The sequence below is a fragment of the Methylophaga sp. F-2 genome, from assembly GCF_056859315.1.
In genome coordinates this window covers 257,320-272,432 of the sequence record NZ_JBSXOF010000019.1, presented here as the reverse complement: position 1 = coordinate 272,432, position 15,113 = coordinate 257,320, and the positions used below count along the sequence as shown (strand labels likewise).

Here is a 15,113-nt window from a genome sequence, read left to right as displayed (position 1 = left end):
TACAACAGCATGCACAGTGATTGTTAAATCAGACTTAACACAGTATCAAATTGTCACTGAGTCTGTTCGTTTCGGCAGAAATTTATTAGCAACTCGTTCGTAAACGGCCAGCATGGCGGGTATCACCAATAAGACTAAAACTGTTGAAAACATCAGTCCAAATGACATGGAAACCGCCATGGGGATTAAAAACTGTGCCTGTAATGATGTTTCAAATAATAAAGGCGTGAGTCCGGCGATCGTCGTGAGTGAGGTCAACAACACCGCGCGAAGACGTTGTGTTGAGGCTTCAATAATGGCTTGCTGTGTCGGCATTCCGGACTCGGTGAGTTGTTTGAAAAACGTCACCAGAATGATGGAATCATTCACAACAATGCCTGATAAACCAAAAATACCAAACAAAGACAAAATGGTCAGATCAATACCGAGTAACCAATGTCCAATTAAGGCACCAATCAAGCCAAATGGAATCGCTGCCATTACCACCAGTGGCCAGCCATAGGATGAAAACACCCAGGCCAGCACCAAATAAATCATAATAAAGGCCAGCAATGTGCCTTGTGCCATATCTGACATGGTATCAGCCTGCTCTTCTGCTCGGCCTTCATAACCAACTTTCACGCCGTATTTAGATGATATTTCAGGTAAAAAAGCCTTTTTCATATCATCTAAAATGACATTATTGTTATTCACTACAGAGTCTACTGTCGCGGTGATATGTATCGCTAACTGACTGTCGGTATGTCTGAGCACATCAAACCCTCGACGCGACTCAAACTCGACCACGCTCGATAAGGGCGCACTGCCTCCATTGGGCAGACGCAACATAAAGTTCTCTAATGTTGCCAAGGTGTTGCGCTCGGCGTCAGGTAACATGACACGTACTTCAACCTCATCATTGCCATCCTGAAAAATCTGAACTAATTGCCCATCAAACGCGGCCCGTAACTGACGCCCTACGTTTTCAACGGTTAACCCCAGTACTTCACCCTGGCCTTTGATCCGATAAATCAGCTGTTCCTGACCATAAGGCATATCATCTTCAATGGCACTAACACCGGTGTAATTTTTTAATTGTTCAGCCACCTCATGTGCGGCTTTTTTTAATTGCTGCGCTGAAGCGCCGCTGAGACGAATATCAATATCACTGCCAGGCGGCCCACCCCGTGCTTCACTGATGGTAAATGTTTCAATACCTGGCGGTAAGCTGATATGTTCACGCCAGTCGTTAATGAAATCTTTGTTTCTGATATCGCGTTGGTCTGGTGATATCATCTCCAGCTGAACAGAGCCGAAACGCTCATCTGCTTGGCTGCTACTGACATTAGAATTTGCTGATGAAGCACTGCCAAGCCGTGTAACTGCCATTTTGACAATGCGTTGCTCATAATCCGCTTCAGCTTCATCCAGTGCCAGATTGATATGTTGCAAAAACTGCTCAACATCCTGCTTCGGTGTGCCAGCGACAAATCGGGCATTCGCGGTAATTGTGGTGCCTTCCGGTGATGGGAAGAAGTTAAACAGGATTCGGCCACTGGCCAGCAAGCTGATTGAAATGATCAATAAAGCCAGTGTGAGACTGATGGTTACCGCACTGTTTTTCACAGCCATAGTCACTAACGGTCTGAAAAACTGCTCACGAAAATGCTCAAACTTTTCATCCAACCAGCGTCTTAACCGACCTGGATCAAGATGATGCATTTTATGAAAAGTATGGCGTAAGTGGCCGGGAAGTATAAGAAAACTTTCTACAAGTGAAGCAATAATTACACAAATCACCACAAAGGGGATATCGAATAAGATATTGCCAATCACACCACTGATAAGCATCAGCGGTAAAAAGGCTGCAATGGTGGTTAAAGAAGAAGAAATCACTGGCGCAAGCATTCGCCTTGCCCCGCCCTCAGCGGCTAATAATGAGCGTTCTCCACTCTGATAGTGTGATAACGCATCTTCGCCCACCACAATGGCATCATCAACAATAATCCCCAGCGCCATGATCAAGGCAAACAGGCTGATCATATTAATGCTACCGCCCAATATATACAGCACGGTCAATGCAGCCATAAAAGAAACGGGAATACCCACGGCTACCCAAAAAGCCACTCTGCCGTGTAGGAATAAGAAAAGGATAGCCAACACCAGTAATAAGCCACTGAGACCATTACTGAGCAGCAAATTGATGCGTTCCTGTATCAGTGACCAACTGGCATCATAAACGCGGATATCTACACCTTTGGGTAAGCTGGGTTTAGCCTGTTCCAGCCATTTTTCCATAATCCTCGCTGATTCAAGGGCATCGGCATTTTCTGTTCGTTGCAATGCAATTTCAACGGCGGGTTGTCCGTGATAAAACACTTTCACCTGATCACGCATGGCGCGGCGTTCCACATCAGCCACATCGTCAAGCAGAAGACGACGTCCCTGATAATCACTTTTTAAAGAGATACTGCCAAAGGCATCAGCATTCCGGCGTTGGTCAAGACTACGAATTTGCCGGGTCGTTTCACCATTGCCAATCTCGCCTGCCGGTAAATCCTGACTCTGGTCAGCGACGCGTTGACTGACATCACCAAAACTTAACCCCAAAGACTCCAGTGTCGAGGTGCTGACTTTAATCGCCATCTCTTCATCTGGTAATCCGGTGATAGTGACTCGTGAAATACCGGCATCCAGCAGTTCGTGTTCAATTTGATGTACTAAGCCACGGAGTTCGTCTAAATGACCGTCGGTAGTGACCAATAATCGGGCAACATTGTCATAGTGTGTGGCAATGCTGATTTCGGGTGTTTCAGCATCTTTAGGCAGGTTGCGGAGCCGGGCAACATGATCTTTCACCTGATCAAGTGCCGGGCCCATCTCAGTGCCTTCATCAAACTCTAATGTCACTAAAGACGAACCATAAGATGAGGTCGAGGTCATTTTGTCGACATAATCGATGGTGCGAAGCTCTTGCTCAATACGGCTGGTTAACGAGTCTTCCACATCTTCTGCACTGGCACCGCGCCAGACCACATTGACAGTAATCACATCCAAGGCGAAGTTTGGAAAAAACTGGGTATTGAGTTTGCTCAATGACACAAAACCACCAATCAACATCATCAGCATCAACAGGTTTGCTGCAACCTTATGTTGAGCAAAAATGCCAATGATATCTGCGCGATGGGAGGTGGAACTCACAACTTGGTCTCAACCGCTAAACCGGTGATGGCATTGGGAAGCTGAGTAGTGACAATTAAATCACCGCTAGCAATCTCGTCACTTCGGATTAATAAACGATGTTGATTATCTTTGCCAACAACTTCCCCTACGCGTTCAATGGTGACGGCTTTTAAGTGGCCGTCTTCAATCAGATAGACACGGTCCAAACCATATAAAGCACTGAATGGCAGCTCGATCACGTTGTGCTGTTCTGATAGCTGTAACTGCAGCTCAACAAAGGTACCAAGCGGTAAGTTATTTGGGTGATTCACTAAGCGAAACAAGCCGTCGATACCACCACTATCAAGCCTGACTTCACCTGAGAGCCGTTTTAATTCAAGCTTAACCAGTTCATCATCAATCATCGCCGTCGCCTGAATAAGCTGATGGTGCTGCATCATTTGTCGGATTTGTTGACTATAACGTCCAGGAATCTGTGCCCGCACTTCCAGATTATTAAGATCGTAGACATTAATCAGACTATCACCGGGTCTGACCCGATCACCCACGGCAACATTTAGCTTCGCCACCCGGCTCGGGAACGGCGCTCTGATATCTGTTCGTTCTAGATTGACTTCACTCTGCTTCAGCAAGGCTTCTGCCCGTTTTTTTGATGCTTGTAGCTGGGCGATTCGTGAAGGGTGCTCAGCAATATCATTTTGTAACTGCTTTAGCGCCAGTTCTTGTTGTTGATAAGCGGCCGAAGACTCATCCAAAGCCGCTTGTGAGGTTAATTTATTTTGTTCGAGTTTTTTTGCGCGTTGCACCGCTTTATCGGCGAGGTTAACAAGTTGTTTTTGATTCTCTAATAATGCGAGATCACGTTGATAGCGGACATTTTCATTGGCAATTGAAGCGGTAATTTCATCGACGTCGGCCTGACGTTGCTGTTTTACTAGTTCAACATCTGTTTTATCCAATTGCAGCAGCAACTCTCCCTGAGTTACGGTTTCACCTTCTAACACCAGAACTTGCTCGACATCGGCTTCGACAGCCGCTTTTAGCGTGGCATCACGAGGGGTTTCAATACGTCCATATACGGTGACTTGTGGACTCACCGTGGTCATCTGCGCTGCTACCGCATTCACCAGCCAGGCTTTTTGCTGTGCATCCTTTGGCGTGGCTTTGGGTTTCGTCGCAACAAGCACCACGACAATCAGAATGGTCAGGCCAAAGATTAATACCGGTAATAAAAATTTTTTCAGCTTGACCATCCTGGGCTCAGTCTCTTTAGTTAGTCGGTTCTGTCACTATAGCAACCCTGATGGCATCCAGTGATAATGAAGCCGATTGGATACCACTGTTCAACTTATCTTGACGCTGCTTCAGGTAATCCAGTTCTTGTGGTCGGATATTTGGATTGACCTTCGCTAGTGCGCTGAGCCGATGATACTCTTGCTCCAATTCATTGTTCATATTAACCAGCGCTTCTTGTTTAAGCGTCTGTTCTATATCAACAACCGCTTTTTTGGCTTGCTCCAGCAAGTTTTCCACGGGACTTCGAGCATGACGAATCAGTTCTTGTGCGGTGGCGCGCGGAATACGCCCAGCCATTTTATTAAAATCCTGCTCTTCAAACAGAGTTTGATATTGTCTGCCACGCTCATCAACCACCAGTCTGATATGGCTTTCAGAAATAAAACGCTGAATCTGTAAGTCACGTTCAGACACAGTTCGCATAACAAATATCGCTTCAAGCAACAGACTACCGGCTTTTATTTCATCCGTTGCCAGTGTGCAGAAAGCGCTATTACCAAGCTCACTATTTAACACCATATCAATGGCGCCCAGCACCATAGGATGTTCCCAGGTCAGGAATGTCATATCTTCACGCCCTAAGGCTTTATGACGCTGATAGGTGGCGGTTAGACCTTCATCTGGCAGCTCTGGGAACTGGGTCTGCATGTGAGTGCCAGGCTCGATAATAATGCTGTCGGTACTATGCGGCTGCTGATCCACACCAAAGGCATCAAACACATCATCCATAAAGCCCGCTAATTCAAGTGAACGTGACAGCGACTCGACTTCGCCGACCACATATTCAGCATGAGATTCATTATAAGAATGGCGTTCCAGTAAACGGTGACGACCTGACTGTAATTCAGCCAGGGTTTGCTCAGTCACTTTTTGTGTTTGTTTTATTAAACTGTCTAATGCTTTGTTGTTTCCAGGTTCGGCCATTGCGACTTGCAGCTGTTGTTTGGTTTCTCCAGCAATACGTTGTCCTGCTGCCAAAACCTGTTCAAACGCATTCATACCGTCGTGATACCAATGCAATAACACAGACTGAGCTGTACCCGCATAATAAGGCACATGAATATGCACATCATGATGCTGACCGATACGGTCTAAACGGCCGATGCGCTGCTCCAGCAAGTCCGGATTTACCGGTAAATCAAATAACACCAGATGATGCGAGAACTGGAAGTTGCGCCCTTCACTGCCAATTTCAGAACAAACAAGGCATTGTGCCCCTTCTTCGTCATCAGCAAAATAGGCCGCCGCCCGGTCACGGTTCACCAGGCTTAAACCTTCGTGGAATACCGCTGAACGGATGCCTTGATTAATATTCAGGTAGTTTTCGAGCTGCTGAGCTGTGTCGGCTTGAGCACAGATAATCAAAATCTTGTCATCACGGTGCGCTTTTAAGAAATCGACCAACCAGCTCACACGGCTATCATTTTTTAACCAGTCAGCCTCTGTAAAATGCTGCTCTGGCAAAATAATATGGCTGACATCTTCACCGACCAACGCTTGTGGAAGTGACAATTCATACTGATGAAGAATACGTTTGGGGAAACCTTTCACTACATCACGCGTATTGCGATACAACACCCGACCAGTACCGTGTCTGTCGAGCAATTGTTGAATCGCATCCACTTTAGCGACAGTAAACTGGTCTTCTGAGTTTAATTGCTCAAATAACAGCTCATCAATGTAGTCCTTAAGCTGCGACTGCTGTGCTGCTGATAATTGTGCCCAGGTTTCAGCCGCATCAAGCTGTTCAATTAATTCGCTGACCGGTTGATAAGCGGCTTCCTGTTTCACGAAGTCATCAAAATCAAAGAACTTGTCTGAGTCTAATAAACGCAGACGCGCAAAATGGCTTTCGATGCCTAATTGCTCCGGCGTCGCAGTTAATAACAATAAAGCAGGAATTTGTGCAGCCAATGTTTCTATCAGTTGATAACCTTCGCTTGACTGGTCAGGTGACCACGCCAGATGATGGGCTTCATCAACAATTAGCATATCCCACTGGGCTGCCAGCATATCCACCTGCATTTGTGGATTGGCTAATAAATCGTTCAAACCACACAGAACAAATTGTGCACTGTCAAAAGGATTACCTTCATCCAGCTCTTGCAGTGCTTCATGGCGCTCATGATCAATCAATGTGAATGTCAGATTAAAGCGGCGTAGCATTTCAACCAGCCATTGATGTAGTAAGGCATCAGGCACCACAATAAGCGCGCGTCTGACCTGACCCGATAACACTTGTTTATGCAGAATCAAACCCGCTTCGATGGTTTTACCTAAGCCCACTTCATCGGCTAATAACACCCTCGGCGCGAAACGCTGTGCCACTTGCTGGGCGATGTAGAGTTGATGAGGTAAAAGCTGAACTCGTCCACCTAATAATCCATATACAGGTGACTTCACCAGTTCATGTTGATAATTGAGTGTTTTGGCACGTAATTCAAACTGACTGTTTTTATCGACCTGCCCGGCAAAAAAACGGTCCTGCGGTTGATTAAAGTGCACACGGCTATCCAGATCCATTTCGTGGATACTGATAGGTTCACCCGCATCTGTATCACCTTGATAGATATAACAGCCATTAAAGGGCTGCACGGCACTAATCACAAAACTCACATCTTCACGGGTGCTGACCTTGTCACCTTCAGAATAGATAACCCGACTCAATGGCGCATTATCGGCAGCATAAAAACGACTTTCTGCTGCGGCAGGAAAAAATACTTCAATACGACGTCCGCTGCTTTCCTGAATAATACCCAGACCCAGCTCTGCTTCACTGTTACTGACCCAGCGCTGGCCTATGATAAATGCACTATCTGACAATGTGGTTTGCTCCGTAATTTCATAATTTTTTATTCAACATCTTGCCGGTAAGCTGTTATGCGACGATAGAATCAAATCATCCTATCCAATCAGACTGACGCTGAGCCATACACTAAGCTCAGCAAGTCGCCTTACAGCCGCGACAAAAATGTTGTTAGGCACAGTATGGTAAATTGTTGGCTTATTTTTTCCTATAGCCGAGTGTTCATGGCCACAGAATTTTACACTGTAGAAACCACGACTGAAGTGGAATATGAAATAAAAAAATCCCGATTTATTGGCGTTATCATGCCCTGCCAAAGTGAAGATGACGCTCTTCGTAAATTAGGCCAGCTAGCCCGACAACACCCACAAGCTAATCATCTCGCTTTTGCCTGGCGTATTCGCCAACCAGAAGGTTTTTTGACCGAACGTTTTCATGATGCCGGTGAACCCTCCGGCACCGCAGGTCGTCCGATACTGGCGCCGTTAGAAGGACAGGATCTGATTAATACCGTGATTGGTGTGATCCGTTATTTTGGTGGTATCAAACTTGGTACTGGTGGTCTTACCCGTGCTTATGGTGCAGCCGCAAAACAAGCGATTGCCGAAGCGAATATTGTTAAATGGGTAGAAATGGCACAAATGACATTAGAGATTGATTACTCCCAACTTCAGTTGCTGGAGTATCAACTCAAACAGCTACGCGGGGAAATCATTGAGCAGAATTTTACTGATAAAGTCGTCGTTACCCTGGTGTTACCCGCCCAACATCAGCAGGCTATCCGCCAACAATTTATAGCGAGCTATTAGCTTGGAAATGTATTAAGCGACCTTCAATTACTGCTTCCTTAAATCCATATTTATCAGCAATATAGCTGACAGTATTACGATGATACATGAAGACATGTGTCGGATCGTTTTTATAATTCCAGCGATGAAAATCGATACCTTCATGGTAGATTTCTGTCATACAAAACAGTCGACCACCTGGTTTCAAAAGCTTTCTTAACTGAGTAAAGCTTTGTGCAGGATGATGAAAATGTTCAATGACTTCGCAACTGCAAATATAGTCATATCGCTGCTCTAAAAGTACATCATCATTAAAAAATAAAGGGTCATACGCGGCAATAGCAAAACCCGCTTGCTGCAGAACATGAGTAATGACCGGGGCATGACCGGCACCGAAATCCAACCCCTGTTGGTGAGATTGAAACAATTGCTGAACAAGCTCGGTAATCGGGGCAACAAATCGCTGAAAGCGGCTATCTTCCACATCATTCAAATGTTCCAGATAACGCCGTTGTTCTGCTTCACGATCCGGCCATAAAGCCGGATCCATGAAAATGCCATAACAAAACTGACATTGATGATATAAACGTTTTTTGAACTGATAAAACACACCGGCCTGATGCTGGCACAGCGGACAAAGAACACTCATCTATACAGGTAAGAAGCTGGTAATAAAACCAATCAAACCACCAAATACCCCACCCCAGACAACTAACCAGCCTAAATGGGTACGAATCATGTCCTGAACAATGTTTTTCACCATTTTTGGTGTCAGTTCTTCCAGTCGTGATTCCACAATATGCTCAATTTGTAGATGAATATCATCAAACACTGCATGACTGTTTAACTTAGATCGGACACTTTGCTGAAAAGAATCGCTATGGGCAATATCATCCAGCGAGCGCGTCATCTTTTTAATAAAAGGCTCACGTAGCGGCTCTAAAGCAGACTTGCCACCAAACATCGATAACATACTGCCAAAAGACGACTCCATGATTGTAGCGACAAGGCTATCGTAGACGGGCTCTAAGTCAGTATTTTCAATCACATCGGAGAAATCCAGCGGATGTTGAGAATTATCTGACACTAATTCAGCCAGAAACCGATCGACATTGTCTTTACTGAAAAATTGCTGCATCACCAGCTTATGGATACCCGCTTTAAACTCTTCAAAGTGTTCAACAATCACGCCAGAACCATATAGTCCTGGGACTTTCTCAAACAGCATATGAATGGCAATCCAGTTAGTCAGACTGCCAGCCAAAGCAAACAAACCTGTGGCCAGAATGGCCTTTGAGGCTTGAGAATCAACAAATAAACCGGTGGCTACAAAGGTGGCAGCCACCAGATGGGTAATTAAACTCTTATTCATCGGTCCATTTAGTTAATGCGTTGATAATCTGCGATGCTTGATCACGGCTGGAAATATTAAATTTCGAGCGTTGGCTATACTCGCCATTACGCTTCTGGTATCGACGAATGGTGTATTTATCCGGACCAAATTCGCCTGTTTTGCGATCTAAATCCTGATAACGGAACATTACCGTTGCCCACGCACCTTTGGTTAAGATGACTTTATCTAACTCTTTAACCGTCATGGTCTCGCCTTCATGATATTCAACGGTTAATTCGTCTACTGTTTCAGCCATAGAATAAAAACTCCTAGATTATTTTTGATTAAAGTAGGCGGTCAGCACTTTACAGAGCATCACCGCATCCTGACTACCTGCTAGTTCGCGTATCGAATGCATGGCAAATGTGGGCAAGCCAATATCGATTGTTTTAACACCAATATGAGAAGACGTGATGGGGCCAATCGTGCTGCCACAGGCCATATCTGTTCTGACCACAAAATCCTGCACTGGCACATTATGCTGCTGGCATAATTGCCTGAATATGGCGCTGGTTTGACTGCTGGTGGCATAACGCTGATTAGCATTGGTCTTAATGACTGGTCCTTTGTTTAATAAGGGACCGTGTTCAGCATCATGTCTGTCGGCGTAATTCGGGTGTATCGCATGGGCATTGTCAGCCGATATCATCATCGATTGTTCTACCATGCGTTGATAGGCCTCAGTATTCATCGCAAGACGTTGCAATACCGACTGTAAAAATGTGCCTTGAGCACCGGAAACAGATTGACTGCCGACTTCTTCATGGTCATTGCACACCAGTAAGGCAGGTCGTGTTTTATCGGCAGCCAGCAAGGCCTGCAAACCGATATAACAGCTCAGCAAATTATCCAGTCTGGCACTACTGATAAAATCAGCAGATAAACCAATCACTGCGGCTTTTTGGGTGTCATAAAAACACATTTCATAATCCAGCACCCGACCAATATTGATGTCTGGATACTGTTGCCGACATTGCTGTTCCAATAAAGCGCGGAAATCCAGGCTATCGCCATCATCGACTTGAGCCAGAATCGGTGGTAAATGCAATTGCGGATTAATATTACGGTTCTGATTCACTTCACGATCCAGGTGAATCGCTAAGCTTGGGATCGTCGCAATCGCCTCTTTAAAATCAATAATGACCTGTTCAATCTGCCCTTGACCATTCTCATAACTCACTCTGCCAGCCAGTGATAAATCACGATCAAACCACGGATTTAATAAAGCACCACCGTAGACTTCAACACCAAGTTGCAATAAGGTCTGTTTCACCTTTTCCGGTTTGGGTTTCACTTTCAGGCAAGGGCTATCAGTATGTGCACCGACCATGCGTATGCCACTGCTGACTAATTCCTGTCCGTTTAGCGTAAACGCAATGATAGATGCCTGACGAATAACAAAATACTGACCAGCGTCTAACTCACCCCAGCTGTCAGCCTCGTGAAGCTGAGTAAAACCATTGTCTTCCAGTAATGTCTGCATGGATGCAACCGCATGATACGGTGTTGGTGATGCATCAAGAAAATCACACAAACCGGGATTAAAATCACTTGGAGTATATTTCATAGTCAGCGTCATATTATTTGGAAGAGGTTAAAGTCGGCTTATGATACCGATTTTCAAGTTGGCTTGTTACTGATGTTAATCTTCTAAGATTTGGCCACGGTAGATTCGTAATGGCTTTTTCACTTTTTCACGTGGCTTATTTGACTCAGTTGAGGTTTCAGTCTCCTCAATTTCAACACCACGGTAAATGCGTTTTTTACTTGTCGACACGGGTTTAGCAGCCTCGCTGCTGCGCTCCTCAAATGACACATTTAAAAACTGAAATATGTCGGTGTCATCATCAAGAAAGCTGCGTCCGGCTAATGGCATTTTGAGATTAGGTTTAAAAGAATACCGCTCAATATCCAAATTAAACCAGTGTTTTAATACTTGTTCGCCACGCAGAGAGCCGTGTGATAAAGCGACGACCCGGCCATTTTCCAGCAGAATATGACAAGCCCGGTTTTCTGTTGTTGTAATAAAGACAGTTCCCGTCTTGCCAGCTTGAGACAGCGTGTAAATTTCTTTAAGAACGTCCGTATTATCTATCATCAATTATCAGGCAATGGCTTAGGCTTATTTATTAATGGTTAGATTACAACAGCTCGTCATCATCTTTCACTTTTTTTCTTGGTCGTTTGGATAAGCCACCATGTAAACGACAACGATCAGCCAATGCACCGATGCCCCAGCCTTCGGGTGGTCTGATAGCGACTGAGCGTTTACAACGCTTACCCCCAGTAAGACGAGCACCGCATTCAGGGCGGTAGCGTTTCACTTTTTCCCAACCTTCCAGTGTTTGAGAGGCTTTGCGTATCACTTTTACTTCGCGAGGTGACAGTTGACTCTGGTCAACCGGATGGGTTTTTTGATCCGTTTGCCGCCACCAATAACGTACAACCGGTACAGGAAGGCCAAATCGACGAGCCAAGTCATCAGGTTTACGGTAAATTTCCATCTCAAGCAGCAATATAGCGGCTTGTTCTAATCGGGCAGTAAACTCTCGGCTCTCTTGTGGTGTCATTTAACTAATTGGCCTCATAGCTCAGCGAAATAATAGCTTCAGTCAGCTCTTCTATTTCATCTTCCGGTTGAGCAATACCACGCACAGAAATACCCGCTTGATGAACACTATCCGGATCACCGCTAATCAGCGGATGCCACTCAGGCAAATCTTCACCTTCGGCTAGTAAACGATAAGCACAGGTTGCAGGCAACCAGTCAAAATAGTGCGCATTTTCGATGCTTAATTGAATACAGTCCGGAATGACGGTTTGACGATTCTCATAATCCTTGCAGCGACAGCTATGGATATCTAATAAAGAGCATGCGGCTTTTGTGTAATACATGCGTCCATCATCTTCATCTTCCAGTTTGTGAAGACAGCAACGCCCGCAGCCATCACACAGGCTTTCCCATTCATCGTGTGTCATCTGACTGAGTCGTTTGTGTTTCCAGAATTCAGTAGATGTTTTATGCTGCTTAGTCATGACAGATTCTATCGCCCTATCCAGCTTGCTTACCCCTCTCATCAGGCAGTTCAATCCTAAAACGATTTTAACGGCCGGAGAAACAGCAGCTAGTTGTCTGCAAACCGATAATGATACTAGATTGCAGCATCTGACGACACCGTTTAAACAGCAGCAACTGCATGATATTGAACCAGTAGACCTTGCCGTTATCAGTCACTTAACGGAGTCACTCGAAAAACCAGCAGCCCAAGCCTGGCTTGGTATGATCAAGAATCAATATTCGCCTCATGTTATTCTCATCAGCCATACTGAACTGGCGGCTAAAAACGACTGGCAATTCACCGACTATCTGGCAATGGGCTTTAAACATATTGCGGGTACAGAGGAAGGCTTGCGCATTTTTAGTTATGCGATAGAAAACTATCAGCCTAAACGTGATTGGCTGAATAGCCGGTTCTGGGCAAACCCCGAAATGTACGACAAATACCGATGGTAATTCATCGCATTGTCATAAAACTGCATTATTATAAAAAAATCTGTGTAAAACGATCTGAAAGGCAATATGACTGAAGAAAACGCTTTAGATTTAAATAACCCGGCTCTGTACATCAACCGTGAATTAAGTTTACTTGAATTCAACTGGCGCGTTTTGCAGCAAGCGCTTGATCCTAATGTGCCTTTGCTGGAACGTCTCAACTATTTATGTATCTCCAGTACCAATCTGGATGAGTTTTTTGAAGTACGTGTTGCCGGCCTGATTCAGCAGATCGAAATTGGTGATCCTTACATTGAATCCGATCAGATCACTGCACAGGAATGTTTGAAATTAATTAACCAGCGCGCGCATGAACTGGTCGAAGAACAGTACCGTGTCTTGAATGACGTGTTATTACCTGAGTTAGATCAGGAATCTATCCAGGTTTTACCACGTGCACAATGGACAGATGAGCACAATGCCTGGCTGAAAGACTATTTCCAGGAAGAAATTTTACCTATCCTCAGTCCAATGGGTCTGGACTCGGCACATCCCTTCCCACGTTTACTCAATAAAAGTTTGAACTTTATTGTGTCACTGGTTGGTAAAGATGCCTTTGGCCGTGACCGTGGTTACGCCATATTACAAGCGCCTCGTGCGCTTCCACGTGTTATTCAGCTTCCACCTGAAATGGTAGCCGAAGGCGAATACAAATTTGTGTTCCTGTCATCCATTATCCATGCCTTTGCTGAAGATCTATTCTTTGGCATGAAAATAAAAGGTTGTTTCCAGTTCCGAGTGACACGCAACAGTGATCTGGCCATTGATACCGAAGAAACCAGTGATTTACTTGCCACCATTGCAGACGAACTAACACAACGTAACTACGGTGATGAAGTGCGTTTGGAAATTGCGCATAACTGTCCTGAAGATATGGTTGAGTTTCTGCGTAATGAATGTGCGATGGAACGTGACAACGTTTATCTGGTAAATGGTCCAGTTAACCTGAGCCGTATTCAAACTGTCTGTTCTCTGGTGGATAGACCTGATTTGAAATTCAGACCATTCACTCAAGGTCGCCCGAGCGGTTTAAGTCTGGATGTCGATATTTTTGATGCTCTGCGTAAACAAGACATGCTGTTGCACCACCCTTATCAGTCATTCACGCCAATTATTGACATGATTCGTCAGGCGGCAGCTGACAGTAGTGTGTTGGCTATAAAACAAACCTTATATCGTACCGGTGCTAAATCACCGATTGTTGATGCATTAGTCAGTGCTGCTCAGGCAGGTAAAGAAGTAACCGTGGTGGTGGAACTACGTGCACGCTTTGATGAAGAAGCCAATGTCGCATTAGCATCACGTCTGCAGGAAGCCGGCGCCCATGTGGTATATGGCATCGTAGGTTATAAAACGCATGCGAAAATGCTGCTTATCCTCCGCCGTGAAAATGGCAAGCTACGTCGTTACGTTCATCTAGGTACAGGTAACTATCACCGCAGTACATCACGTATTTATACCGACTATGGCCTGCTGACGTCCGATAAACAAATAGGCGAAGACGTTAACAATCTGTTCATTCAGTTAACCAGCCTCGGTAAAATTCCTCAGATGCATAAATTGCTGCATGCACCATTCACTTTGCATGAAGGCTTGCTGGCAAAAATCGAAAAAGAAATTGATTCAGCAAAAGCAGACAAACCAGCCCGAATAATCGTTAAAGTGAATGCTGTTGTTGAACAGGAAATGATTCAGGCGTTTTATCGCGCCTCAATGGCTGGCGTTAAAGTCGATCTGATTGTCCGTGGCATTTGTTGTCTGAAACCAGGAGTTGAAGGCCTATCTGAGAATATTCAGGTCAGAAGTATTATCGGTCGTTTTCTCGAACACACCCGTGTTTTCTACTTCGAAAACCAGGGTTCACCTGAAATCTGGGCTGGCAGTGCTGACTTAATGAAACGAAATTTATTACGTCGAGTTGAAACCTGCTTCCCGATTGAATCGAAAAAATTACGCAACCGTATTATGGAAGATTTAGAACTTTATCTCACTGATAACACACAGGCATGGATTCTAAATGCTGATGGTCGTTATCACCGTGTCGACAAAGAAGAGTCAGCGCCACAAATTTCGGCACAAACTACCTTGCTGGAACAAATGGCGAAATCGTTCTAA

13 protein-coding genes are annotated in these 15,113 nt (G+C 45.0%); 3 read left to right on the top strand and 10 right to left on the bottom strand.

The window, feature by feature from the left end:
- Positions 1 to 45: 45 nt before the first annotated feature.
- Genes AC13DA_RS10600 through rapA form a run of 3 tightly spaced genes read right to left on the bottom strand, consistent with a single transcriptional unit; the run spans position 46 to position 7,281 of the window.
- Positions 46 to 3,180 carry an efflux RND transporter permease subunit gene (locus AC13DA_RS10600; protein WP_482945922.1) on the bottom strand — a complete coding sequence of 1,045 codons (3,135 nt, stop codon included), beginning with the start codon at positions 3,178 to 3,180 and terminating at the stop codon, positions 46 to 48.
- Positions 3,177 to 4,415, bottom strand: coding sequence for an efflux RND transporter periplasmic adaptor subunit (locus AC13DA_RS10595; protein ID WP_284451206.1), 1,239 nt, complete (start codon positions 4,413 to 4,415; stop codon positions 3,177 to 3,179). The genes AC13DA_RS10600 and AC13DA_RS10595 overlap by 4 nt, the downstream gene beginning before the upstream one ends.
- Before the next feature lie 16 nt (positions 4,416 to 4,431).
- Positions 4,432 to 7,281 carry an RNA polymerase-associated protein RapA gene (gene rapA, locus AC13DA_RS10590; RefSeq protein ID WP_284451207.1) on the bottom strand — a complete coding sequence of 950 codons (2,850 nt, stop codon included), beginning with the start codon at positions 7,279 to 7,281 and terminating at the stop codon, positions 4,432 to 4,434.
- Positions 7,282 to 7,488: 207 nt separating this feature from the next.
- On the opposite strand from rapA, the gene AC13DA_RS10585 reads away from it, so the two are divergent.
- Positions 7,489 to 8,073: a YigZ family protein gene (locus tag AC13DA_RS10585; RefSeq protein WP_284451208.1), complete on the top strand. Its 585-nt coding sequence runs from the start codon at positions 7,489 to 7,491 to the stop codon at positions 8,071 to 8,073.
- On the opposite strand, the gene AC13DA_RS10580 is transcribed toward AC13DA_RS10585, so the two are convergent.
- The 7 genes from AC13DA_RS10580 to AC13DA_RS10550 all read right to left on the bottom strand — a co-directional run bounded on the left by AC13DA_RS10580 (position 8,057) and on the right by AC13DA_RS10550 (position 12,481).
- Positions 8,057 to 8,701, bottom strand: a complete 645-nt coding sequence (locus AC13DA_RS10580; RefSeq protein WP_284451209.1) for a class I SAM-dependent methyltransferase — start codon at positions 8,699 to 8,701, stop codon at positions 8,057 to 8,059. The genes AC13DA_RS10585 and AC13DA_RS10580 overlap by 17 nt on opposite strands.
- Positions 8,702 to 9,424 (bottom strand): DUF445 family protein, encoded by a 723-nt coding sequence (locus AC13DA_RS10575; RefSeq protein WP_284451210.1) that lies wholly within the window; start codon positions 9,422 to 9,424, stop codon positions 8,702 to 8,704.
- The gene (locus tag AC13DA_RS10570) at positions 9,417 to 9,701 is read right to left on the bottom strand and encodes a hypothetical protein (protein ID WP_007145014.1); all 285 of its coding nucleotides are present in this window, start codon (positions 9,699 to 9,701) and stop codon (positions 9,417 to 9,419) included. Before AC13DA_RS10570 ends, AC13DA_RS10575 begins: the two co-directional genes overlap by 8 nt.
- Positions 9,702 to 9,719: 18 nt before the next feature.
- Positions 9,720 to 11,012, bottom strand: a complete 1,293-nt coding sequence (locus tag AC13DA_RS10565) for a M18 family aminopeptidase (protein ID WP_284451211.1) — start codon at positions 11,010 to 11,012, stop codon at positions 9,720 to 9,722.
- A gap of 75 nt (positions 11,013 to 11,087) precedes the next feature.
- Positions 11,088 to 11,543 carry a hypothetical protein gene (locus AC13DA_RS10560; RefSeq protein WP_284451212.1) on the bottom strand — a complete coding sequence of 152 codons (456 nt, stop codon included), beginning with the start codon at positions 11,541 to 11,543 and terminating at the stop codon, positions 11,088 to 11,090.
- A 43-nt stretch (positions 11,544 to 11,586) separates the two neighbouring features.
- The gene (locus AC13DA_RS10555) at positions 11,587 to 12,015 is read right to left on the bottom strand and encodes a hypothetical protein (protein ID WP_007145011.1); all 429 of its coding nucleotides are present in this window, start codon (positions 12,013 to 12,015) and stop codon (positions 11,587 to 11,589) included.
- Positions 12,016 to 12,019: 4 nt separating this feature from the next.
- Positions 12,020 to 12,481, bottom strand: a complete 462-nt coding sequence (locus tag AC13DA_RS10550) for a YcgN family cysteine cluster protein (protein WP_040576208.1) — start codon at positions 12,479 to 12,481, stop codon at positions 12,020 to 12,022.
- Between AC13DA_RS10550 and AC13DA_RS10545 the strand changes: the two genes are divergently transcribed.
- Both AC13DA_RS10545 and ppk1 read left to right on the top strand, forming a co-directional pair.
- Positions 12,480 to 12,959, top strand: coding sequence for a DUF6231 family protein (locus AC13DA_RS10545; protein WP_284451213.1), 480 nt, complete (start codon positions 12,480 to 12,482; stop codon positions 12,957 to 12,959). The two genes, AC13DA_RS10550 and AC13DA_RS10545, sit on opposite strands and share 2 nt — an antisense overlap.
- Before the next feature lie 66 nt (positions 12,960 to 13,025).
- Positions 13,026 to 15,113: a polyphosphate kinase 1 gene (ppk1, locus tag AC13DA_RS10540; RefSeq protein WP_284451214.1), complete on the top strand. Its 2,088-nt coding sequence runs from the start codon at positions 13,026 to 13,028 to the stop codon at positions 15,111 to 15,113.